Origin of the sequence: Streptomyces sp. NPDC002018 (assembly GCF_042890865.1) — a bacterium.
In the GTDB taxonomy this organism is placed as follows: domain Bacteria; phylum Actinomycetota; class Actinomycetes; order Streptomycetales; family Streptomycetaceae; genus Streptomyces.
Map to the genome: position 1 here is coordinate 157,261 of NZ_JBIASO010000015.1, position 23,281 is coordinate 180,541.

The 23,281-nt window shown below is 72.2% G+C and carries 20 protein-coding genes; 7 read left to right on the plus strand and 13 right to left on the minus strand.

Annotated features, from left to right (window positions below; all coding sequences use genetic code 11):
* Nucleotides 1-182: 182 nt before the first annotated feature.
* From ACFYYH_RS24500 to ACFYYH_RS24520, 5 genes are all read left to right on the plus strand, one after another.
* Nucleotides 183-977, plus strand: a complete 795-nt coding sequence (locus ACFYYH_RS24500; RefSeq protein ID WP_388554800.1) for a hypothetical protein — start codon at nt 183-185, stop codon at nt 975-977.
* Between the two features lie 201 nt (nt 978-1,178).
* A complete protein-coding gene (locus ACFYYH_RS24505; RefSeq protein WP_388554802.1) occupies nt 1,179-1,922 on the plus strand; it encodes a PadR family transcriptional regulator in 744 nt (247 codons plus the stop codon).
* A 136-nt stretch (nt 1,923-2,058) separates the two neighbouring features.
* Complete coding sequence (locus tag ACFYYH_RS24510; protein ID WP_388554804.1) at nt 2,059-2,808, plus strand: ABC transporter ATP-binding protein; 750 nt, start codon at nt 2,059-2,061, stop codon at nt 2,806-2,808.
* Entirely contained in the window at nt 2,805-5,672 is a 2,868-nt protein-coding gene (locus ACFYYH_RS24515; RefSeq protein ID WP_388554806.1) for an FtsX-like permease family protein, read from the plus strand. Before ACFYYH_RS24510 ends, ACFYYH_RS24515 begins: the two co-directional genes overlap by 4 nt.
* A 125-nt stretch (nt 5,673-5,797) precedes the next feature.
* Complete coding sequence (locus ACFYYH_RS24520; protein WP_388554808.1) at nt 5,798-6,349, plus strand: bacterial proteasome activator family protein; 552 nt, start codon at nt 5,798-5,800, stop codon at nt 6,347-6,349.
* A gap of 256 nt (nt 6,350-6,605) precedes the next feature.
* Here the strand turns inward: ACFYYH_RS24520 and ACFYYH_RS24525 are convergent, their stop codons facing one another.
* The 7 genes from ACFYYH_RS24525 to pdhA form a co-directional block, all read right to left on the minus strand.
* Nucleotides 6,606-7,595 (minus strand): NAD(P)H-quinone oxidoreductase, encoded by a 990-nt coding sequence (locus tag ACFYYH_RS24525; protein WP_388554810.1) that lies wholly within the window; start codon nt 7,593-7,595, stop codon nt 6,606-6,608.
* 10 nt (nt 7,596-7,605) lie between these two features.
* Complete coding sequence (locus ACFYYH_RS24530) at nt 7,606-8,697, minus strand: potassium channel family protein (protein WP_388554893.1); 1,092 nt, start codon at nt 8,695-8,697, stop codon at nt 7,606-7,608.
* Nucleotides 8,698-8,717: 20 nt separating this feature from the next.
* Entirely contained in the window at nt 8,718-10,295 is a 1,578-nt protein-coding gene (locus ACFYYH_RS24535; protein WP_388554813.1) for a molybdopterin-binding protein, read from the minus strand.
* Nucleotides 10,292-11,167, minus strand: coding sequence for an NTP transferase domain-containing protein (locus tag ACFYYH_RS24540; protein WP_388554816.1), 876 nt, complete (start codon nt 11,165-11,167; stop codon nt 10,292-10,294). Before ACFYYH_RS24540 ends, ACFYYH_RS24535 begins: the two co-directional genes overlap by 4 nt.
* Before the next feature lie 110 nt (nt 11,168-11,277).
* Nucleotides 11,278-12,774: a dihydrolipoamide acetyltransferase family protein gene (locus ACFYYH_RS24545; RefSeq protein WP_388554819.1), complete on the minus strand. Its 1,497-nt coding sequence runs from the start codon at nt 12,772-12,774 to the stop codon at nt 11,278-11,280.
* Nucleotides 12,774-13,778, minus strand: coding sequence for an alpha-ketoacid dehydrogenase subunit beta (locus ACFYYH_RS24550; protein WP_388554822.1), 1,005 nt, complete (start codon nt 13,776-13,778; stop codon nt 12,774-12,776). Before ACFYYH_RS24550 ends, ACFYYH_RS24545 begins: the two co-directional genes overlap by 1 nt.
* The gene (pdhA, locus tag ACFYYH_RS24555) at nt 13,775-14,941 is read right to left on the minus strand and encodes a pyruvate dehydrogenase (acetyl-transferring) E1 component subunit alpha (RefSeq protein WP_388554824.1); all 1,167 of its coding nucleotides are present in this window, start codon (nt 14,939-14,941) and stop codon (nt 13,775-13,777) included. Before pdhA ends, ACFYYH_RS24550 begins: the two co-directional genes overlap by 4 nt.
* A 176-nt stretch (nt 14,942-15,117) precedes the next feature.
* On the opposite strand from pdhA, the gene ACFYYH_RS24560 reads away from it, so the two are divergent.
* Nucleotides 15,118-15,690, plus strand: a complete 573-nt coding sequence (locus ACFYYH_RS24560) for an Lrp/AsnC family transcriptional regulator (protein WP_388554827.1) — start codon at nt 15,118-15,120, stop codon at nt 15,688-15,690.
* Nucleotides 15,691-15,814: 124 nt separating this feature from the next.
* Here ACFYYH_RS24560 and ACFYYH_RS24565 read toward each other — a convergent pair whose 3' ends face one another.
* Nucleotides 15,815-16,420 carry a TetR/AcrR family transcriptional regulator gene (locus ACFYYH_RS24565; RefSeq protein ID WP_388554830.1) on the minus strand — a complete coding sequence of 202 codons (606 nt, stop codon included), beginning with the start codon at nt 16,418-16,420 and terminating at the stop codon, nt 15,815-15,817.
* A complete protein-coding gene (locus ACFYYH_RS24570; protein WP_388554833.1) occupies nt 16,417-17,940 on the minus strand; it encodes a 3-hydroxyacyl-CoA dehydrogenase in 1,524 nt (507 codons plus the stop codon). Before ACFYYH_RS24570 ends, ACFYYH_RS24565 begins: the two co-directional genes overlap by 4 nt.
* 193 nt (nt 17,941-18,133) lie before the next feature.
* Here ACFYYH_RS24570 and paaN point away from each other — a divergent pair, with 193 nt between their 5' ends.
* On the plus strand, nt 18,134-19,852 hold the full coding sequence (paaN, locus tag ACFYYH_RS24575) for a phenylacetic acid degradation protein PaaN (RefSeq protein WP_388554836.1): 1,719 nt from the start codon (nt 18,134-18,136) through the stop codon (nt 19,850-19,852).
* A gap of 25 nt (nt 19,853-19,877) precedes the next feature.
* Here paaN and ACFYYH_RS24580 read toward each other — a convergent pair whose 3' ends face one another.
* The 4 genes from ACFYYH_RS24580 to ACFYYH_RS24595 form a co-directional block, all read right to left on the minus strand.
* Nucleotides 19,878-20,537 carry a TrmH family RNA methyltransferase gene (locus ACFYYH_RS24580; RefSeq protein WP_388554895.1) on the minus strand — a complete coding sequence of 220 codons (660 nt, stop codon included), beginning with the start codon at nt 20,535-20,537 and terminating at the stop codon, nt 19,878-19,880.
* An 86-nt stretch (nt 20,538-20,623) separates the two neighbouring features.
* Nucleotides 20,624-21,922 (minus strand): HTTM domain-containing protein, encoded by a 1,299-nt coding sequence (locus ACFYYH_RS24585; protein WP_388554898.1) that lies wholly within the window; start codon nt 21,920-21,922, stop codon nt 20,624-20,626.
* Nucleotides 21,923-22,017: 95 nt separating this feature from the next.
* Nucleotides 22,018-22,725: a DUF5819 family protein gene (locus tag ACFYYH_RS24590; protein ID WP_388554839.1), complete on the minus strand. Its 708-nt coding sequence runs from the start codon at nt 22,723-22,725 to the stop codon at nt 22,018-22,020.
* A gap of 200 nt (nt 22,726-22,925) precedes the next feature.
* Nucleotides 22,926-23,270, minus strand: a complete 345-nt coding sequence (locus ACFYYH_RS24595; RefSeq protein ID WP_388554842.1) for a rhodanese-like domain-containing protein — start codon at nt 23,268-23,270, stop codon at nt 22,926-22,928.
* Nucleotides 23,271-23,281 lie beyond the last annotated feature (11 nt).

A 23,281-nucleotide genomic window follows, 5' to 3' on the forward strand; every position in this document is an offset into this window, starting at 1 on the left:
CGGACGGGCGGGCCGCAGGAGCGCCGAGGGAGCGCTGACGGAGCCCTGCGGAACGGGCTGTGGCGACGGCAGCCGCGGGCGCCGAGCGTGGCGACAGCCGCCGATGGTGACCGTGGCGGCTGGTAGCGGCGGTATGAGCCTTTCGAGATGCCGGATTTGTCATTACATGTGACGCTGAGTCGGTGACTCCTACGCTCCGCACTCCCTGCGCGATCGCGGTCGCGTCGCTGCTGATGGCCACGCCCGGCGCGTACGCCGAGGAGTCCTCCCCACCGGTCGCGGGCCCTTCGGCGTCCGCCGAGTCGGCCGTTTCACTGGCCGGCCGTCCGGCCGGGGAGGGACGGCCGCGCCCCGGGAGGCCGCAGGAGGCCGGGGCCCTGTCACCGGACGACGGAAGCACGGCCGCGGACGGCGATCCGGACGCGGATCCCGAGGCGGAGTGGGACACGGGCTGGGAGGCGACCCGGGACGCGGACGGCGATCCGGAGACGGACGCGGACGCCGATACCGCTCCGCCCGAGCGGCCCGGCGGGTCAACAGAGCCTCCCGTCCCGCCCTCCGCCGACCATCCCCGTACGCCGCCCTCCGAGGCCGCGACGCCCTCCCGCAGGGGCGAGAGCGAGAGTGGCGACGGACACGACGGGCGCCACGAGAACGACGGGCGCGAGGAGAGCGACGAGAGCGAGGACGGGGACGCGCAGGCGACCAGAGGCACGGACGGGACGGACGGGACGGACGAGGAGACCGACCGGGGGACGGACGGACACACACCGGCGGACGAGTCGCTGGAGGAGTTCGCGCATCCGCAGGACTCCGAGGCGCCCCGGCGCCGGCCCCCCTCCGCCGCCCGTGAGTCCACCGCGCGAGCGGTCACCGGCCCCACCGTGCGGCCGGTTCCGGTCCTGACCCTGGGCGCGGGGATCACGCTGGTCGGCGTGGGTCTGGGCTTCCTCGGACTACGGCTCCGCCGCCGCTGAACGCCCACGTCCGGAGCCCCGCCACCCCCCTCCTTCCGCGACCGCGCCACGCCCCTTCCGGAGCCCCGCGACGCCGCGTTCCGGAGCCCCGCGACGCCGCGCCCCCGCCCCGTCCCGTGCCCGTCTCCTCCTTATGGCGTACTCACCCGGTCCGCCTCAGGTCGCTTGCGGGCTACGCCATACTCGGTATACATACTGAGTATGTCGATTCGCCACGGGCTTCTGGCCCTCCTGGAACGCGGCCCGCGCTACGGCTCTCAGCTCCGTACGGAGTTCGAGTCCCGTACAGGTGCCACCTGGCCGCTCAACGTCGGCCAGGTCTATACGACCCTCAGCCGGCTGGAGCGCGACGGCATGGTCGTCCAGGACGGCGAGGACCGGGCGGGCCACGCGCTCTATGTGATCACCGACGCCGGCCGTACGGAGCTGAAGTCCTGGTTCCGTACACCGGTCGACCGCACCAGCCCGCCCCGTGACGAACTGGCGATCAAACTCGCCATGGCGGTGGGCGCCCCCGGGGTCGACATCCGGGAGGTGATCCACGCACAGCGCCGCCACACCATCCAGGCGATGCAGGACTACACCCGGCTCAAGGCCCAGGCGCTGGAGGCCGTTCCGACCGACCGGCACGAAGTGGCCTGGCTGCTCGTCCTGGAGCAGCTCATCTTCCAGACGGAGGCCGAGGCGCGCTGGCTCGACCACTGTGAATCCCGGCTGATCCGGCTCTCGCTGCTGCCGGAACCCGGCCACAGGCCGTCGGGCAGCCCCGCGGACGACGCACCCGGCGCGGCCGGCGGCCCCGGCAATACCGGCAGCCCTGACAGCCCTGGCAGCCCTGGCATCCCCAGCGGCACCGGCGGCACCAGCGGCACCAGCGGCCCCGCGGACGGACTTCCGGCCGACCGGCCCGACGCCGACAGCCGGGTGATCGCCGACCGGCAGTAGACCCCGGCCCCGGCCCCGGCCCCAGCCCCGGCCCGCGGACGCCCCGCCCGGCGGGCCCGCCGCCTCTCACGCTTCCTCACTCCACACACATACCTGACCCGCGTATGTGCACGTACCGCCCCAAGGGGGATCCTTCATGCCCGAAAACGCGCAACCGTCCCAGCAGCCCGTGCTCCAACTCCAGGAACTGACCCGTGTCCACGGCAGTGGCGCCACCGAGGTCCACGCCCTGCGCGGTATCAATCTCGATGTGTTCCCCGGCGAACTGGTCGCCGTCATGGGACCGTCGGGTTCCGGCAAGTCCACGCTCCTCACCATCGCGGGCGGCCTCGACAGCCCCAGCTCGGGCCGGGTCGTCGTCGAAGGCACCGACATCACCACCGTCGACCGCAAGGCGCTCGCCGCCCTGCGCCGCCGCAGCATCGGCTATGTCTTCCAGGACTACAACCTGATCCCCGCCCTCACCGCCGCCGAGAACATCTCGCTGCCCCGTGAACTCGACGGCACCTCCGCGCGCAAGGCCCGCGTCGAAGCGCTCGCCGCCCTGGCGGAGATGGGGCTGGAGCAGCTCGCCGACCGGTTCCCCGACGAGATGTCCGGCGGCCAGCAGCAGCGGGTGGCGATAGCCCGCGCGCTCGTCGGCGACCGGCGGCTCGTCCTCGCGGACGAGCCCACCGGCGCGCTGGACTCCGAGACGGGCGAGTCCGTGCTCGCCCTGCTGCGCACCCGCTGCGACGCGGGCGCCGCCGGTGTGCTGGTCACCCATGAGCCGCGCTTCGCGGCCTGGGCGGACCGGGTGGTCTTCCTGCGGGACGGCGCGGTCGTCGACCAGACCATCCGCAGCCAGGCGGACTCGCTGCTCACGGGCCAGGCGGCCGAACTGTGAAGACCTGGTACCACTCCTGGCGCGCGGCGCTGCGGATCGCCCGTCGCGACGCCTGGCGCTCCAAGGGACGCAGCTTTCTCGTCCTCTCCATGATCGCGCTGCCCATCCTCGGGGTGAGCGCCTTCGATCTGACCCTGCGCAGCGCCGAGTTGTCCACCCGGGAACAGCTCGACCGCACGCTCGGCCAGGCCGACGCACGGCTCAGCGATCCCGAGTTCGGCGGTACGCCGCTCCACCAGTCCCCGGACGCCACCAGCTATACGCCGGTGGACGATTTCGAGAACAAGCCCTGGCCCGAGGGCCCCGGCGATATCTCCCGGGCCGTTCCGGCGGGCGCCACGGTCCTTGAGGACACGGTGGGATCAGGAAAGCTCCGTACCGCACACGGGCTGCTCCAGACCGAGATCCGCGAGCTGAAGGCGACGGACCCGATCGCCCGGGGCATCATGCGTCTCCGTGAGGGCGACTTCCCCGAGCGGGCCGGCGAAGTCGCCGCGACCACCCGCTTCCTGGAGGTCAGCGGACTGCGGGTGGGCTCCAGGCTCGCCGCCCGTGGACTCGACACCGAGTACCGGATCGTCGGCGCCTACGAACTGCCCGACTCGCTGGACGCCGAGCAGGTCAACGCGCTCCCCGGGGCGTTTCTGGCCCCGCTCGACAAGGCGCTCCAGGCCGACGGGCTGCCGGGTACCCACCCGAGTACCACCCAACTCGTCCGAATTCCCGGTGGTCCCGGCGGTCCCGGCGGTTTCACGTGGAACATGGTGAAGGACGCCAATGCCCGCGGCATTCTGGTGACCTCCCGTGCCGTGTCCCTGAACCCGCCCGCCGACGCGGACGTACCGCTGTACCAGCGGAAGGACCAGGAGAGGTACGAGCAGAGCGCCGCGGCCAACGCCACCGAACTCGCCGCTGTCGGTACCGTCGTCGGCCTCGCCATGCTGGAGATCTGTCTGCTGGCGGGCCCGGCCTTCGCGGTCGGCGCCCGGCGCTCACGCCGTCAGCTCGGGCTGGTCGGTGCCAACGGCGGTGACCGGCGCCATATCCGGGCCATCGTGCTCGGCGGCGGTCTGGTGATCGGGGTCGCCTCGGCCGTCATCGGTACGGTGCTGGGCCTGGGGCTCACCTATGCCCTGCGTCCCGTCCTCGAGGACTACCTCGGCCAGCGCTTCGGCGGTTTCGACATCCGGCCACTGGAGCTTCTCGGTATCGCGCTGCTCGCCGTGGTCACCGGTCTGCTCGCGGCGATCGTCCCGGCCGTCACCGCCTCCCGGCAGACCGTACTGGCCTCGCTCACCGGACGTCGCGGGGTGCGCGGAAGCAGCAAGGTCCTGCCGGTCCTCGGGCTGATCGCGGTCGCGCTCGGCGCGGCGATCGCGCTGTACGGCTCGACGATGACCGATCAGTTCGCGATCGTCGCGGGCGGCAGCGCCATCGCCGAGCTGGGGGTGGTCGCGCTGACACCGGCCCTGGTCGGGCTGTTCGGCCGCGTCGGCCGCTGGCTTCCGCTCTCGCCCCGGCTGGCGCTGCGGGACGCCGTACGGAACAGGGGACGCACGGCCCCCGCCGTGGCGGCGGTGCTGGCCGCGGTCGCGGGCACGGTGGCGGTCTCCACGTACTCGGCGAGCAGCGACGCCCAGAACCGGGCCTCGTACGAGCCGCAGCTCCCCCATGGCGCGATCTCCGTGATGATCGACGAGGACGGCGGCCGGGATGTCCCGGCCGTGCGCACGGCGGTCCAGAAGAACCTGCCCGTCGATGTGCGGGCCGATGTGGACCGTATCTCCGTCGGGAAGCCGGGCTGCTCGATGTACGGCGGCGAGGACGGCTGCGGACGGTACGAGGTGGTCGTCCCCAAGGCCCATCAGTGTCCGCTCTGGTCCACCACGGGGATGGACGATCCCTCGGAGAAGTTCAGCAAGGCCGAGCGGCGCAAGCTCGTCAAGGACTGGCGCTGCGAGCAGGAGACGGTCTACAGCAATGTCGAGGGCGGTGTGCTGATCGGTGAGGCCGCGGTGCTGAAGGTCCTCGGTATCAAGGATCCGGCGGCGGAGCAGGCGCTCGCGGACGGCCGGGTCGTCTCGTTCGACAAGCGGAACGTCGACACGGCCGGAAAGATCGGCATCCTGCTGATCACGGACATCGAGAAGGCGGAAGCGGCCAACCAGAAGGGTCTGCCGTCACCCGGCACCCTCACGTCCCTTCCCGCGCACCAGGTACCCGGGAACCCGAACACCTATGGCGTCTCGATGGTCCTGACCCCGGCCACGGCGAAGGCCGCGGGGATCAGCACCGTCCCGCTCGGCGCGTACTACTCGTCCAGCACCCTGCCGAACGACGCCCAGAAGCAGAAGCTCGACGGTGAGCTGGCGAAGACCGGCAGCAATGTGAATCTCCATATCGAGGCCGGGTTCACCAGCGAGAACAGCATCGTGCTGCTGTCGCTGACGGTCTTCGCCGGACTGGTGACCATCGGTGCCGCCGGGATCGCCACCGGTCTCGCCCAGGCGGACGCCGAGGCGGATCTCAAGACACTCGCCGCGGTCGGCGCCCCGGCGCGGGTCCGCAGAACGCTCAGCGGATTCCAGTGCGCGGTGGTGGCGGCGATGGGGGTGCTGCTGGGCTCGGCGGCCGGGGTGCTCCCCGCGATCGGACTACGGCTGACCGAGCGCCGAGGCGAGCAGAAGTGGTACCAGCAGGCGCTCGACGAGGGCCTGGGCGTCCTCCCGACGCCGTATGTGCCCGTCGTCATCCCCTGGGGGACGCTGGCGGCGCTGCTGATCGCCGTACCGCTGGGGGCCGCGATCCTGGCGGCGCTGGTCACCCGCTCGCACCGGACGCTGGGGCGCCGGGCCGCCACATAACCGCCGGCCCCGACCGCCTGCCTCGTGTGGCATACGCGGTGGGATCGTGCCCCCGTACGACGGTGGATCATCTTCGTACGGGGGCACACCGTGGGGTGACGCACATGTGCGAGACAATGGGCCGTATGGAGATGCCGAGGAACGAACGGTCGCAGGAGAGCCCCCATGTACTCGTGGTGGGACAGGACGGGATGGCACTCGGCGGCGGCGGTGGCGGTGGCAGTGCCGACGAGGGTCGCGAGGTTCCCGTGACGGAGATGGTCGAACAGCCGGCCAAGGTCATGCGCATCGGCAGCATGATCAAGCAGCTCCTGGAGGAGGTGCGGGCGGCTCCTCTGGACGAGGCGAGCCGGGTGCGGCTCAAGGAGATCCACGCCGGCTCCGTGAAGGAGCTGGAGGACGGGCTCGCCCCCGAGCTGGTCGAGGAGCTGGAGCGGCTCTCGCTCCCCTTCACGGACGAGGCGATTCCCTCCGAGGCGGAGCTGCGGATCGCGCAGGCCCAGTTGGTGGGCTGGCTGGAGGGCCTCTTCCACGGCATCCAGACGGCGCTGTTCGCCCAGCAGATGGCCGCCAGGGCCCAGCTCGAACAGATGCGCCGCGCGCTGCCGCCGGGATCGATCCAGGACGACGAGGGCGACCAGGGACACGGCGCGCTCCGCTCCGGTCCCTATCTGTAGACCGACGGCTCCTGATCGGTGGACCGATGACTCCGGGCCGTCCAGACGGCCCGGTCCGTCCCTGTCGTCCGGCCCGTCCTTGTGGTCCGGTCCGTCCCTGTGGCCCGGCTTCTGGGCCGTCCATGCGGCCTCGTCCGCAGCGGGCGGGCCACCGGCGGGTCCGGTCATCCGTCGCCACCGGTCGTGGGCGGGGCGCGCGCACAGCCGCCACGCCCACGCCCCCGGCGGCCGCCCCGGGTGGCCTGGAGGTTTCCGCTCAGCCGGCCTTCGGCGCGAGCAGCAGCACCTTGCCGACATGGGTGCTGGAATCCAGCACCCGGTGGGCCTCCGCCGCCTCCGGCATCGCCAGCGTCCGGTCCACCACCGGGCGGATGTCACCGTTGGCGATGAGCGGCCAGACATGCTCCCGTACGGCCGCGACGATCGCCGCCTTCTCGGACGGGGGACGGGCGCGCAGTGAGGTCGCCGTGATCGCGCCGCGCTTGCTCAGCAGGGCGCCGAGGTTGAGTTCGGCCTTCACCCCGCCCTGGAAACCGATGACCGCGAGCCGGCCGTTCACGGCCAGGGTCTTCACATTCCGTTCCAGATACTTGGCGCCGACGATATCGAGGATGACATCCGCCCCGGCGCCGTCCGTGGCCGTGCGGATCTCCTTGACGAAGTCCTGCTCTCGGTAGTCGATGAGAATGTCCGCGCCCAGTTCGGCGCAGCGCGCCAGCTTCTCCGGACCGCCCGCCGTGACCGCGACCCGCGCGCCCACCGCCTTGGCGAGCTGGACGGCCATCGTGCCGATACCGCTCGCGCCGCCGTGCACCAGCAGGGTCTCACCGGGGCGGAGGTGCGCGATCATGAAGACGTTCGACCAGACCGTGCAGGTGACCTCGGGGAGCGCCGCGGCCGTCGCCAGATCCACGCCCTCCGGTACGGGAAGGAGCTGGCCGACGGGTACGGCGACCTTCTCCGCGTACCCCCCGCCCGCCAGCAGCGCACACACCTCGTCGCCGACGGCCCAGCCCGCGACCCCGGGGCCGAGCGCGACGATCCGCCCCGAGCACTCCAGACCCGGGTAGGGGGAGGAGCCGGGCGGGGGATCGTAGAAGCCCTGCCGCTGGAGAAGATCGGCTCGGTTGACGGCGCTCGCCACGACCTCGACGAGCACCTCTCCCTCGCCGGGTACGGGATCGGGCACCTCGGCCCACACGAGCGCCTCGGGTCCGCCGGGTTCCGGAATCGTGATCGCATACATGAGCGCGAGGCTACTCCCGCCCCCGGTCCGACGGCCGGGGCTGCGACGAGTTGGAGTTGTCCTGTCCCGTGGGGCTGTGGGCCCGGACGATGGTGATCAGCCGGTCGGTGAGCTGGAGCGGGCTCGCGGTCGGATCGTCGTAACCGAGCAGCCGGTGTCCCCGCAGCACGCTCACCACCAGATCGTCCGTCTCCCGTACGCTCAGGCCCACTTCGGCCTTTATGACGGGGCGTTCGATGAGATCGAGACCGCTGCCCTGCTGGATCAGATCCTCCATCACCGTGCCGGCGCTGGGGCTGAGCACGGAGAGCCCGAGCAGCCGGCCGGCGGCGCTGGCGCTGGTGATGACGGCGTCGGCCCCGGACTGGCGCAGCAGCGGTGCGTTCTCCTCCTCCCGCACGGCGGCCACGATCTTCGCCCCGCGGTTGAGCTGGCGTGCCGTCAGCGCGACCAGCACCGCTGTGTCATCGCGCTGAGTGGCGATGACTATCTGGCGGGCGCGCTGGAGTTCCGCACGCAGCAGCACATCGCTGCGGGTCGCGTCGCCGAGGATCCCGACGAACCCCTCCGCGTTGGCCGCCTCGATCACCTTGTTCGACGGGTCGACAATGACGATCTGGTCCTTCTTGAGGCCGGTGGCGCAGAGGGTCTGAATCGCCGACCGCCCCTTGGTGCCGTAGCCGACGATGATGGTGTGGTCGCGCAAGTTGGCCCTCCAGCGGTTCAGCCGCCACTCTTCCCGGGTGCGCTCGGTGAGGACCTCAAGAGTGGTGCCGACCAGGATGATGAGAAAGACGACGCGCAGCGGGGTCACCAGCAGCACATTCACCAGCCGCGCGCTGTCGCTGTACGGGACGATATCGCCGTAACCCGTCGTGGAGAGGGTCACGGTGGCGTAGTAGACGGCATCCAGGAAATCGACCGAGTCATCGGAATTGTCGTGGTAGCCCTGTCGGTCGATATAGACGATGAAGACGGTCAGGGCCAGCACGAACAGCGCCATCAGCAGCCGTCGGGTGACCTGCCGCAGCGGCCGGGCGACCCGGTGACGGGGAAGCCTCACCCGGGCGGTGACCAGATACTCGTCCGCGTTCCGGGCCATCGCGTCATGGCCGGGAAGTTTCACGTGAAACACCCTCCGTCGGCCACGCCCGTCCAGGGCAGATCAATCACTTCCAGCTCCTCACCGGACGGTGCGCCGCCCGGCGGTACGACCGCGAGCCCATCGGCGGCGGCGATTCCCCGCAGCATGGCCGGTCCGTTGAACCGCAGAGGCACGAGCCCCTCGTCACGGTGGACGACGGGCACCAGCCGGGTGTCGAAGGGATGGCCGTGCACCGCGTCCCGCAGCGGCGCCCGGTACGGGATCCGGGGTGGCCGGCCCGCCAGCGCGCGCAGCAGGGGTTCGGCGAGCGTCAGCAGCCCGGAGACCGCGGCGAGGGGATTGCCGGGCAGCCCCACGAGATGGTGTCCCGACGCCAGCCGGGCCAGCAGCATGGGATGTCCGGGCCGTACGGCGACACCGTCCACCAGCAGTTCGGCTCCCACCTTGCGGAGCACCGGGTGGACATGGTCGACCGGCCCCGCGGCCGTGCCGCCGGTGGTGATCACCAGATCGGCCTCGGAGCCGGTGACCGCACGGCAGAGCGCCTCCGCGTCATCACCGATCCGGCGGGTGGCGAGAACCTCGGCGCCGAGCCCGCGCAGCCAGGGCGCGAGCATCGGGCCCAGGGCGTCACGGATCAGTCCGTCGTGGGGCGGTCCCTCGATCAGCAGCTCGTCGCCGAGGACCAGTATCTCGACCCGTGGCAGCGGCACGGTGAGCAGCTCGTCATAGCCCGCCGCCGCCGCGAGGCCCAGTACGGCGGGGGTGACCAGGGTACCGGCGGGCAGCAGCCGGTCGCCGGAGCGGCATTCCTGGCCGCGTGGCCTGATGTCCTGGCCGGGGACCACCTCGCGCTCGGCGTGGAGATGGCCGCCACCGTCGATTCGGGCGTGTTCGCTGCGGACCACCGCGGTCGCGTCGGGCGGGATCCTGGCGCCGGTGGCGATCCGTACCGCGGCCCCGTCGGGAAGCGGCGCCGTCTCTCCCTGCCCGGCGAGGATGCCGTGGTCCTGCGCGGGGCCGTCCGTCCGGCCGTCCGTCGTACTCCGCGCGGCGGTGCCGCCGGCGCTCCGCACGGTCCAGGGGCCGGGCCCCGAGACCGCCCAGCCGTCCATGGCGGAGGTGTCGAAGGACGGCAGATCGGTGAGGGCGGCCAGAGGTGCGGCCAGCGCCCGGCCCAGGGCCTGGTCGAGCGGGACGGAACGGGCTCGGGCGGCCGGCTCCGGGCGCACGGAGCCTCCCGCCCGTACGGCGATCGCGCGGGCCGCGTCCCAGGGCTCGGCGCGGTGCCGGGCCGACGCGCCCCGGCCGGCCGGGGTGGCGCCGCCGGGGCCGGCCGGGGTGGCCGACGAGGCCGCCGACGCCGGCGTGTCGGCCTCCGGTCCGGCGTCCCGCCTCTCCAGCCCCTGGGCCGCGCGCTCCCGGCCCGTACGCTCGTCACGGCCCGAGCCGTCGCCCCGGTCCGTACCGTCGCCCCGGTCCGCGCCGCGCGCCGGGCCGGATGGCCCGGCCGGGTCATGCCTCGCGGCCGGCTCTCCGCCGACCAGGGCCAGGGCTTCCTCGATCCCGTCGGCCTCGCGGTCCCCGGCGGTCATCCGGCGTCGGCCCCCTCGGCCCCCGGTCCGTCGGTGCCCTCCGCCTCCTCCGCCCAGCGCAGGGCGAGCGCCGCGGCCTTGCGGGCCGCCTCCGCGACGGCCTCGGGACCGTCCCCACCGGCCTTGGCCGCCGCGTAGCCGACCAGGAAGGTCGTCAGCGGGGCGGCGGGCCGGGCGACGCCGTGCGCGGCGTCCCGGGCCAGATCGAGCAGGAGACGGATGTCCACCTCCAGCTCGATGCCGAGTTCGTCCTTGACTGCGGTGATCCATTCGTCCAGCACGGTTCCATGCTCCCTGATTCGGGCCCGGGCCGTGGAGATGTCTTCCCAGGTGTCGCAGTCGAAGGAGGCGAGGGGATCGTCATCGACCCGGGCGAGTTCGAGTTCGTCCGGCAACAGACGCAGCGGAAGCCCGCCGAGGTTGCCGTACTCGGTAGCGAGAAGGGCGAGTTCGCGACGGAGCGGCTCCGCGCGGTAGACGGCGACCAGCGGCTGGTCGCGGCCGTCGGCATCGGTGAGGAGGGCCGCCTCCCGGCCGCTGGCGTCCAGCGCCTCGACCAGCCGGCGCACTGTCGGCTTTCCCAGGAACGGCAGGTCCGCGGAGAGTACGAGCACGGTGTCGGCCTCGACGCACCGCACCCCCGCGTCGAGCGCGGCCAGGGGGCCGCCGCCGGGCGGCTCCTCGCGCGCCCAGCGCACCGGCCGCGCGGTGGGCCGTCTGCCGCCCACCACCACGGTGCGGGCGGCCTCGTCACACGCGGCCAGCACACGGTCCAGGAGCGCCCGGCCCCCGACCCGTACCCCTGGCTTGTCGGCCCCGCCGAGCCGCTTGGCGGCCCCTCCGGCGAGCACGATGGCGTCATAGGCGGTCATGGCTGAAGTATGAGCCGCGATCACCCGTTCGAAGCTCACGACGTTTGCACGTCGGCCGAACTTCTCCGGGATTTCGGCGCACAGGAGCGCCGGCCGCCCGGAATGTCCCGCTACAGCGTGCGCAGCAGCATCGCCGGCTGTTCGACGCAGTCCGCGACATAGCGCAGGAAGCCGCCCGCCGTACCGCCGTCGCAGACCCGGTGGTCGAAGGTGAGCGAGAGCTGCACCACCTGGCGTACGGCCAACTCGCCCTGGTGGACCCAGGGTTTGGGCACGATCCGGCCGATCCCGAGCATGGCGGCCTCGGGGTGGTTGATGATCGGCGTGGAACCGTCGACGCCGAACACCCCGTAGTTGTTGAGGGTGAAGGTCCCCCCGGTCAGCTCGCCCGGCGTCAGCGTGCCCGACCTGCCGGCCTCCGTCAGCCGCGCGAACTCGGCGCTGAGCGACTCGGCCGAGCGCGTGTGCGCGTCCCGTACGACGGGGACGACCAGCCCCCGGTCGGTCTGCGCGGCGAAGCCGAGATGGACCGCGGGCAGCCGCACGATCTCCCGGGCGGCCAGGTCCACGGTCGAGTTCAGCTCCGGATGACGGGCGAGGCCCGCCGTGCAGATCCGGGCCAGCAGCGCCAGCAGCGAGATCTTCGGACCGCCCGCCGCGTTCATCGCCGTACGGGCCGACATCAGCTCCGTGGCGTCCGCGTCGACCCAGCAGGTCGCGTCCGGAATCTCCTGCCGGCTGCGGCTGAGCTTGTCCGCGACCGCGCCCCGTACGCCGCGCAGCGGCACCCGGACCGCTCCGTCCTGGGCGGAGCCGGGCAACGTCCTGGACACGGCCCCCGTGGCGGATCCGGCGGGCACCGTCTGCGGCTGCGCCCCCCACCGCGTACGGGCGGTGGGCTGGGCCAGGAGCTGGGCCTGTGCCTCGGGCCGAGGCAGGTGCTGTGCGCCGGGCTCGACGGCACCGTGCCGGATCGCCCGCTCGACATCGGACCGCAGGATCAGTCCGTCCCGTCCCGAGCCCGACAGCGCCCGCAGATCGAGACCGTGCTCGCGGGCCAGCCGCCGCACCAGCGGGGAGACGACCGGGACCGGTCCCGAGGCGCCGTTGACCGGCCCCGCGGCGGGGGCGGACGGGATACGGGGAGCGGCGGGAGCCGTGCTCCGCACCGGCCGGACCCGGCGCCTGCGCGCCACCGGCGCACCCGTGCCGTACCCGACCAGCACATTGCCCGACGCCTCGCCGGACGCGGAGCCCGCCGGGCCCGGCGCCTCGGGCGCGGCCGGCCGCGCGGGCGGTTCCGGGGCGGGCGGAGCGCCCGGCCGGTCCCCGGCGGCCGGGGGCACCTCGCCCGGCTCCGACGCCCCTACCGCCACCGTCAGCAGCGGAGCCCCGACCGGCAGCTCCGTGCCCTCCTCGCCGTAGCGCGCCGTCACCACACCGCCGTAGGGACAGGGCACCTCGACCATCGCCTTGGCCGTCTCGACCTCCACCACCGGCTGGTCGACGGCGACGACGTCCCCCACCGACACCAGCCAGCGGACGATCTCCGCCTCGGTCAGCCCTTCACCGAGGTCAGGCAGTTTGAATTCCAGCACCTGGGCCATCAGCTCTCCGTCTCCCACTGGAGCCGCGCGACCGCGTCCAGCACCCGGTCCACTCCCGGAAGATGGTGCCTCTCCAGCATCGGCGGCGGATACGGAATATCGAATCCCGCCACCCGCAGCACCGGCGCTTCGAGGTGGTGGAAACAACGCTCGGTGACCCGGGCGGCGATCTCCCCGCCGGGGCCGCCGAATCCGGTGGACTCGTGGACGACCACCGCCCGGCCCGTACGCCGCACGGATTCGGCCACCGTCTCGTCGTCGAACGGCACCAGGGAGCGCAGATCGACCACCTCCAGGTCCCAGCCCTCGGCGCGGGCCGCCTCGGCCGCCTCCAGACAGACCGGCAGGGACGGGCCGTAGGTGATCAGGGTGGCGCTGCTGCCCCGGCGCCTGACGACGGCACGGCCCACCGGCTCGACCGTGGCCGGCGCGTCGGGCGACCACGCGGCCTTCGACCAGTAGAGCCGCTTCGGCTCCAGGAAGACCACCGGATCGTCGGAGGCGATCGCGGCGCGCAGCAGCCCGTACGCGTCGTCGACCGTCGCGGGGGTGACGACATGGAGACCGGGGGTCGCCATGTAATACGCCTCGGAGGAGTCGCTGTGGTGCTCCACCCCGCCGATCCCGCCGCCGTACGGCACCCGCACGGTGATCGGCAGCGGCATGGCGCCGCGCGTGCGGTTGCGCATCTTCGCCACATGGCTGAGCAGTTGCTCGAACGACGGATACGCGAAGGCGTCGAACTGCATCTCCACGACCGGCCGCAGTCCGTACATCGCCATCCCGACGGCCGTCCCCAGGATGCCCGCCTCGGCCAGCGGAGTGTCCGTACAGCGGTCGTCCCCGAACTCCGCGGCGAGTCCGTCGGTGATCCGGAAGACCCCGCCGAGCGTGCCGACGTCCTCCCCGAGCACATGGACGGACGGGTCCTCGGCCATCGCGTCGCGCAGCGCGCGCCGCAGTGCCTGCGCCATGGTGGCGGGCTTCACCGCGACCGTGGTCATCGCGCCTCACCGGATCCTTCCCCGGCCGACGCCGCCAGTTCGGCGCGGAGCTGGTCCGCCTGCTCACGGAGCTGGGAGGTCTGGTCCGCGTAGACATGCGCGAAGAGATCCATGGGGTCGAGCACCGCATCGGCGTTCATCCGCTCGCGCAGCCGCGCCGCCATCGCCTCCGCGTCCTCGGCGGCCTGCCGGACACCCTCCTCGCCGAGGATCCCGCGCTCGGTGAGCTCGCGCTCCAGCAGACGGACCGGGTCGTGCGCGCGCCAGGTCTCGACCTCGTCGTCGTGGCGGTAGCGGGTCGCGTCGTCCGCGTTCGTATGGGCCTCGACCCGGTAGGTGACGGCCTCGACGAGCGTCGGTCCCTCACCCCGTCTCGCACGGGCCATGGCCTCGGTGAGCACCGTGTGCACCGCCAGCGCGTCGTTCCCGTCCACCAGCCGGCCCGGCATTCCGTATCCCACGGCCTTGTGGGCGAGGGACGGCGCCGCGCTCTGCTTCGCGAGCGGCACGGAGATCGCGAAGCCGTTGTTCTGGACGAGGAAGACGACCGGGGCCCGCCATACGGCGGCGAAGTTCAGCGCCTCGTGGAAGTCGCCCTCGCTGGTGCCGCCGTCGCCCACCAGGGCGAGCGCGACCAGATCGTCCCCCTTGAGCCGGGCGGCGTGGGCGAGCCCGACGGCATGCGGAAGCTGGGTGGCGAGCGGGGTGGACAGCGGGGCCACCCGGTGCTCGCGCGGGTCGTAGCCGGTGTGCCAGTCGCCCCGCAGCAGCGTCAGCACCTCGACGGGGTCGAGCCCGCGCGCCACGGCCGCGAGGGTGTCGCGGTAGCTGGGGAAGAGCCAGTCCTGCTCGCGCAGGACGAGCGCGGCGGCGACCTCGCAGGCCTCCTGGCCGGTGCTCGACGGATAGACCGCGAGCCTGCCCTGCTTGGTGAGGGCCGTGGCCTGCGTGTTGAACCTGCGGCCGCGGACCAGCTCCGCGTAGAGCCGCAGCAGCAGTCCGGGATCGGCGCCGGCCACGGCGTCCGTGCCCAGCGCGCGGTACGGCTCGGCGTCGGGGAGCAGCGGTGCGGGATCGGTACGCGGCTGCCACGCCGGGGGCGGGGTGGGCCGCTGGGCCGCGGCACCGGGCAGTTCCTGGACCGACGTACTGCTCTTCTTCACGCGTGCACCTCCTCGTGCGAGCGGGCGGACGACGGGGCGCCTGGAGTGGCACGCCTCACCTACCGATTGTTCGGTCGTTGAGGCATTTTGGCTACAGGCGGCCTCAGCCTGTGGACAAACGGTTCTCCACAGCCTGGGATGGTCACAGGTCGTCCATGGCGGAGAGGCGGGGGGACATGGGAGCTGAACAAATGGCCGACGGAGCGGACCAGGGCGCCGACACGGCCGGGCGCGGGCCGGCCGACGGCGGCCGGGGCGGCGCTACGAAGCAGCCCCCTCCTCCGCCGCGTCCGCTCGACGCCATCGACCAGGACATTCTGCGCATCCTCCAGACGGACGGCCGCGCCTCGATACGGTCCGTGGCCGAGCGGGTCCATGTCTCGCGCGCCAACGCGTACGCCCGGATCAACCGGCTGATCGACGACGGGGTGATCCGCGGTTTCAGCGCCCGGATCGACCATGAACGCGCGGGTCAGGGGGCGTCCGCGTACATCACCCTGAAGATCGTGCAGAACTCCTGGCGCACGGTGCGCGAACAGCTCGAAGAGCTGCCGGGGGCCACGCACATCGCGCTGGTCAGCGGTGACTTCGACGTACTGCTGCTGGTGCACGCGCCGGACAACCGGTCCCTGCGCGAACTGGTCCTGACCAGGCTCCAGTCCATTCCGGAAGTGCTCTCGACCCGCACACTGCTGGTGTTCGAGGAGACGGACCTCGGCCCGGGAACGGCCGCCGGCCCGAGGCTCTAGCGTTCTGCGCGCGGCCCCGGCCCCCGTGTCCCCTCCGGAAGGCCCCGGTCCTGCGAGGGAGCCCCGGTCCTGCGGGAGAGCCCGGGTCCTGCGAAAGGGCCCCGGCCCTGCCGGACGGACAGGACTACGCGCCGCGCCCCGGGTCCGTGCGCAGTCCGTCGAAGGCCATCCGTACGACCGCCTCGGCCACCTCGTCCCGGCCATGGCCGCCGGCCGCGTGCGGCCGGTACCACTCGACCAGGGAGTTGACCATGCCGAAGAGCAGCCGGGTCGCCAGTCTGATGTCCATATCGGCCCGCAGGTCCCCGTCCGCCGCGGCCGCCTTGAGCAGATCGGCGACCCGCTGGTCGAACTCGCGCCGCCGTTCCATCGCCCAGCGCTCGGTCTGCGTATTGCCCCTGACCCGCAGCAGCAGCGTCACATAGGGCAGTTCTGCCATCAGCACCTCGACCGTACGGCGGGTCACGTACTCCACCCGCGCCACGGCCCGCCCCTGGACCGCGCCGTCCTCGTCGAGGATCCCGAAGAGCCCGTCCAGCGCGCGGCTGACGGCACGGCGCAACAGCTCCTCCTTGCCCACGACATGGTGGTATATGGAGGACTTCGAGATCCCGGCGGCCTTGGAGAGATGCTCCATCGACGTGCCGTCGTAACCGCGTTCGTTGAAGACGCGGACCGCGACGGTCAGCAGGGTCTCGGGTGTGTAGGTGTCGCGCCTGGCGGTCGTCATGACGCGTCCTCCTCCTGTGCGGCGGCCAGGCGGCGCAGTGCCTGGGAGGGGGCGTAACGGCCGGTGGGGTACTCCTCGTGCAACGACTCCAGCGCTTCGAGCACCCAGCGCGCGCCGAGTTCCGTGCCCCAGTCGAGGGGCCCGCGCGGGTAGTTGACGCCCAGCCGCATCGCGGTGTCGATGTCGTCGGGGGCGGCCACCCCGCGCGCCGCCGCCTCGAGTGCGAAGTCCACGAGCATCGCGACCGTACGGGTCACGATCATGCCCGGCACGTCGGCGATCACGCTGACGTCCTTGCCGAGCGCCTGGAAGAGGCCGACGGCCTCGCTCAGGGCCGTCCCGTCGACCCCGGCGGCGGGTGCGAGGGCGATCCGTGTCGCCGCCCGGTAGTCCAGCGCGAGATCGAAGTGGATGACGGGCATCTCGGCGTTGTCGGCGGCCGAACCGTCCGCGAGGAACAGCCGCGTACCGTCCGACAGCTCGATCCACCCCGGACAGCCGGGGACGGCGTCCTCCTTACGGAGGACCTCGATACCGGCCTCCTCGATCAGGCCGGGCAGCGCGTCGGCGGCGAAGAGCCCACCCTGCACGGTGACGGATGCGGGTGCCGGTGCGGGCCCGGCCGTCCGTGCCCCGGTACCCGGCGTGGCGTCCTCGCCGTACGGGAACCAGCCGTGGCCCGACTTGCGGCCCAGCCGCCCCGACTCCACCAGCCTGCGCTGAGCGAGTGAGGGAGTGAACCGCACGTCCTGGTAGAAGGACTCCCAGACGCACCGGGTGACGGCCTCGTTGACGTCCTGGCCGATCAGATCGGTCAGCTCGAAGGGGCCCATCCGGAAGCCGCCGCACTCACGCAGCACCGCGTCGATGGTGGCGGGGTCCGCGGCTCCCTCCTCGTAGACCCGGAACGCCTCGGCGTAGTAGGGGCGGGCGACGCGGTTGACGATGAACCCCGGGGTGTCCGCGCAGCGCACCGGCGTCTTGCCCCAGGCGCGCGCCGTCCCGGACGCGCACTCGGCGGCCCACTCGTCCGTCGCGGAACCGCTGACGACCTCCACGAGCGGCAGGAGGGGGGCGGGGTTGAAGAAGTGCAGCCCGACCAGACGGCCGGGGCGGCGCAGTCCGCCGGCGACGGCGGTGACGGAGAGGGAGGAGGTGTTCGTGGCGAGCAGACAGTCGTCGCCGACGATGTCCTCCAGGACCGCGAAGAGTTCCCGTTTGACCGAGAGCCGCTCCAGCACGGCCTCGACGACCAGCGCCGCGTCGGCCAGCTCGGTGAGGTCCCCGGCAGGACGCAGCCGGGCCGTCGCGGCGTCACGGGCCGCGGCGTCGAGCCGGCCCTTCTCGACCAGCCGGTCGAGTCGTCCGGCGAGGGAGGCGGCGGCCTGCTCGGCACGGCCCGGCACGGCGTCGTAGAGCCGTACGGGATGGCCGGCGACCAGTGCCACCTGGGCTATGCCCTGCCCCATCGTGCCGGTGCCGACGACCGCGACGACGCGGCCGGGCTCGATTGCTGTCATGGAAGCAATCCTCCCGTATGAGCGGGCCTCGAAAGGGCCATGGGTACTCCGCAGGTGAGTTGTCCACAGGTTCGCCGGGCCCTCTTGTCCCGACCGATCGTTCGGTTACTCTAACTCTGTCTGTCAGCTCATGTCCCTGTCCGTTCCCTGTCCGAGCCCCTGATGCTCAGCCCGACCGAGGAGTGGGTCCGTCATGGCCGCCCAGCTCAGCCCCCAGCAGCTCTCAGAGAAGCACCGGTCCACGCTCGACCAGGCCCTTGACGCGATCCGCAGCCGCGCCTACTGGTCCCCGCACCCCGAGCACCCCAAGGCGTACGGCGAGAGCGCGCCGGCCGACGGTCTCGCCGCCTTCCAGGCCCTGCGCGGCACCCGCTTCGAGCTGGACCAGCCGGGCACGGACGGCTGGACGGGCGGCGAGGTCTCGCCGTACGGCCCGGCGCTGGAGGTCGAGTACCCGCACGTGGACCCGGACGTCCTGCTGCCCGCCATGCGCGCGGGCATGGGCGACTGGCGCGAGGCGGGCCCCGAGACCCGCGCCCTGGTCGCTCTGGAGATCCTGGCGCGGATCAGCGCCCGCACGCACGAGTTCGCCCAGGCCGTGATGCACACCAGCGGGCAGGCCTTCCTGATGGCGTTCCAGGCGGGCGGGCCGCATGCCCAGGACCGGGGTCTGGAGGCCGTGGCGTACGCCTACGCGGAGCAGACACGGACGCCGGACGCCGCCGACTGGTCCAAGCCGCAGGGCAAGCGCGACCCCCTGGAGCTGCGGAAGACCTTCACCGCCGTCCCGCGCGGCATCTCGCTGCTGATCGGCTGCAACACCTTCCCGACGTGGAACGGCTATCCGGGCCTGTTCGCCTCCCTGGTCACCGGCAATCCCGTGCTGGTCAAGCCCCATCCGCGCGCGGTGCTGCCACTGGCGCTGACGGTCCGGGTGGCCCGTGAGGTGCTCACCGAGGCCGGGTTCGACCCGAATCTGGTCGCGCTGGCCGTGGAGCGGCCGGGCGAGGGCATCGCCGCATCGCTGGCCGTGCGCCCGGAGGTCCGGATCATCGACTACACCGGATCGACCGCGTTCGGCGACTGGCTGGAGACCCACGCCCGCCAGGCCCAGGTCTACACGGAGAAGGCCGGTGTCAACACCGTCCTCGTCGACTCCACCGACGACTACCGGGGCATGCTCTCCAATCTGGCGTTCTCGCTGTCGCTCTACAGCGGCCAGATGTGCACCACCCCGCAGAATCTGCTGATCCCCCGGGACGGCATCACGACGGACGCGGGCCAGAAGTCGTACGACGAGGTGGTGGCCGATCTCGCGGCCTCCGTGAGCGGGCTGCTGGGCGACGACACCCGTGCCAACGCACTGCTGGGCGCGCTGGTCAACCCGGATGTGAAGGCCCGTCTCGACGCGGCCGCCTCGCTCGGCGACCTCGCCCTCGCCTCGCGCGAGATCGTCCACCCCGACTTCCCGGACGCCGTGGTCCGTACGCCCGCGATCGTGAAGGCCGACGGCGCCCGCAAGGCCTGGGAGAAGGCCTGGGAGAGCGGGACCGAGGGCGACGCCGAGGTGCCGTATCTCGCCGAGTGCTTCGGCCCGGTGTCCTTCGCGGTCGCCGTGGACTCGACGGACGACGCGCTGGAGCTGCTGCGGCGCACGGTGCGCGAGAAGGGCGCGATGACGGTCGGCGCGTACACCACCTCGGCGGAGACGGAGCGCGCGATCGAGGAGGTCTGTCTGGAGGAGTCCGCGCAGCTCTCGCTGAATCTCACGGGTGGCGTGTATGTGAACCAGACGGCGGCCTTCTCGGACTTCCACGGTTCCGGGGGCAACCCCGCGGCGAACGCGGCGCTGTGCGACGCGGCGTTCGTGGCCAACCGCTTCCGGGTGGTGGAGGTCAGGCGCCAGGCCTGAGCCGGCTCCGACGACCGCCCGCCCGTCAGACGGCGGGCGGTCCGGGGGCGTCCGGGATGGCGGCGTGCCGCTGGATCCAGGCGTGCATGGCGATCGCCGCGGCGGCTCCCGCGTTGATCGAGCGGGTCGAGCCGAACTGCGCGATCGAGCACACCATCGCGGCATGCTCACGGGCCTCCTCGGTCAGACCGGGGCCCTCCTGCCCGAAGAGCAGTACACAGCGGCGGGGCAGCTCCGTCCGCTCCAGCGGGACGGACCCCGGAAGGTTGTCGATCCCGATGATCGGCAGCCCTTCCGCCGCCGCCCACGCCGTCAGCCCGGCGGCGTCGGAGTGATGGCGCACATGCTGGTACCGGTCGGTGACCATGGCGCCGCGCCGGTTCCAGCGCCGGCGCCCCACGATATGGATCTCCTTCGCGAGGAAGGCGTTGGCGGTACGGACCACGGAGCCGATGTTGAAGTCGTGGGCCCAGTTCTCCACCGCCACATGGAAGTCGTGCCGCCGGGTGTCGAGATCGGCGACGACCGCCTCGCGCGTCCAGTACCGGTAGCGGTCGACGACATTGCGCCGGTCCCCGGCCGCCAGCAGCTCCGGGTCGTACCGCTCGTCACGCGGCCAGGGCCCGGGATGCGGCCCGACGCCGATCTCGGGACCGAAGCCCTCGTCGTACTGAACCGGCTCCAGGGCCTCGGCCGGTGCGTCCCGGTCCGCCGCGACGGCCTCCCGGCCCTCCGCCGTCGTCCCGCCGGCCTCCGCCGTTGTCTCAGTGCTCACCCGACGAGAGTACGGGGCTGCTCCTGGCTGTCGCGTCGCTGCTCCGGCAGGGTCCTCTTCATGGCCTGGGGGAACAGCCGGTGCCGCAGCCGGGTGACCCGGCCGCCGAGCCACCGCAGGAAGTTCGTCGGCAGGAACACCGCGTCGGCGGCGATCATCGCGAGCGAGAAGAACGGCAGTCCGAGCAGGACGGCGATGCCCAGGTGTTCCAGCATCATCGCGACCAGCAGCACGTTCTTGACGCGCCGGTTGAAGACCGCGAACGGGAAGGCGACCTGGACGAAGACCGTGCCGTAGGTCAGCAGCAGCACGATGACACCGCTGGAGGCGAGCAGATCGGAGAGCCCCGGCCAGGGCGCGAAGTAGTCCAGCTTGAGCGGGTAGTAGAGCGCGGTGCCGTCCTGCCAGCGCGAGCCCTGGATCTTGTACCAGCCCGCCGTGGCGTACACGAGACAGACCTCGGCCATGATCACGACGAGCGCGGCGTTGTGGACGAGGTTGGCGAGGACATCCAGCAGGGCGCGGGGCTCACCCCCGGGCGCATAGCGGTTGGCCGCCCACCACAGAGCCTGGGTGATCCACATCCCCCAGAAGAGAACCAGCAGCCAGGGGGCGACCTGGATCCGGTCCGTCCCCGTGCCGATGAGTAGGAACACTCCGAGAAAGGCCCAGAGAGCCGGTCCGACCCGGTCCCGTACGTGCCCGGCCGCCTCCTGCCGGCTTTCGTCCCCGCCTTCGTCCCCGCCTTCGTGCCCGCCTGCGGGTACGGCGCCCCGAGCGGCTTCTTGTGCGGCTTCCTGAGCGGCCGTGTCGCGGGCCGCCGTCCGTGCCGCGCGCCTGGCGTCCAGCGACCAGACCTGACCGCAGCGGGTCAGCACCAGGTAGATCGCCATCAGATGGATGATGTTGTCCCCGCCGTCACCCATGAAGATGCTGCGGTTCTGGAGCGAGAGCACACCGAACATGAAGACCACGGACATGGTGCGGGTGCGCCAGCCGAGCATCAGCAGCACGCTGGCCAGCACGGCGACGGCGAAGACGATCTCGAACCACAGCACGCTGTCCGACCACATCAGCCCGGTGAAGGCGCCGTTGCGCGCGATGAGCTGCTGGGCCATGTCCCAGCTCCACGGGCCGTCGGGCCCGTACAGCTCATGCCGGTGGGGCAGTTCCCACAGGAGGAACAGCAGCCAGGTGCCGGCGAACCCGATCCGGACGATCGCGCTCTGGTACGGACCGAGGGCGGTGGCGGTGACGCGCTGGACGGCGCCGGCGACACGTCCCTCGGCGAACAGCGGACGGCTCGCCGTTCGCGGGACGGGCTGCCCGTCCGTTCGGCCGCCCGGCCGCCCGTCGGGCCGTCGGTCCGGGCGCTCGTCCGGCTGCTCGCTCACTGCCCCGCCTCCGTGCGGCCGTTGCGTACGCCCAGCGGAAGATCGGCGGCGTTCACCGTCCACCAGGGACAGAGCCGGTAGGCCGGCCGCGTATTGATCTTCTCGGTGCTCCACTTGGGCGGCGCGACCGTACTGGCGGCGGACCTGAGCTGGATCCGCTGCACGGAAGCGCCCAGGTCATGGTCCTCGAGCCGCAGCATCACGATGCGGCGGACATAGCTCTCGGAGAGCTGTCCGCGCAGCCCGTTGGGGCGGTTCTCGTTGTCGTGCGATCCGACGAAGAAGTCCCAGGCGCGGCGCAGTTCATTCTGCTCGACATGGCTGGGGAGAGGATTCCCGTGGATCGCCTCGCCGTCCTCGGCGGAGAGATCGATCCAGTCGGTGACCGTCCGCGTGCCGTCGTCGTCCCATATCTCGGCCCGCACCTCGACGGCGACGTTCTGCTGGAGCGGATTGGGCGCGAAGAGCTTCCAGTTCTGCTCGAACTCGGGATAGACCCACGCGTCGACGGCCTTGCCGTGCTGCTTGGTGATCGTGTTGGACGGGGCGACATGCAGAAAGATCATGGCCAGATGGACACAGGCGAGGAGCGCGACGATCGCGAGCGCCACGGCCGCGGCCAACTGGCCGGGCAGGGAGAGGCCGGCTATCCCGGCGCCGGGCCGTGGCCCAGCGGTCACACCCTTGTCGTCGTACGAATCCATCCCGCCCCGATCCCGCCGGCACCTGGTCAGTCACCCAGAGGGTTGACACCCTACGGGCCGGACCCGGAGCTCAGGTCGCGAACGGGCTTCCCCGGCCGGCTCGCGGGGAGCACGGGCCCGGACCAGGTCCCGGGCCGACTCCCGGAGCGGGGTCCCGCGCGCGACCGGTGTCCCCGCCGGTGTCCCCGCGCCCGGGGGTCTCAGAGCACGAAGGCCGGGGTCCCGTTGTCGGTGACCATCGGACGCCCGGCACCGTCCCAGGCGAGCATCCCGCCGTCCACATTCACCGCGTCGAGACCCTGCTGCACCAGATACTGGGTGACCTGGGCGGAGCGGCCACCGACCCGGCACATCACATAGGCCTTCCGGCCCCCGGCGACCGCCTCGGTCACCTCGCCGAAGCGCGCCACGAAGTCACTCATCGGCACGTGTACCGCGCCCTCGACATGACCGGCCGCCCACTCGTCGTCCTCCCGGACGTCCAGCACCAGTCCGTCGGACGGCACCGCCGCGACATCGACCGAGGGCAGCGAGGCGAAATTCATGGGTGGTGCCT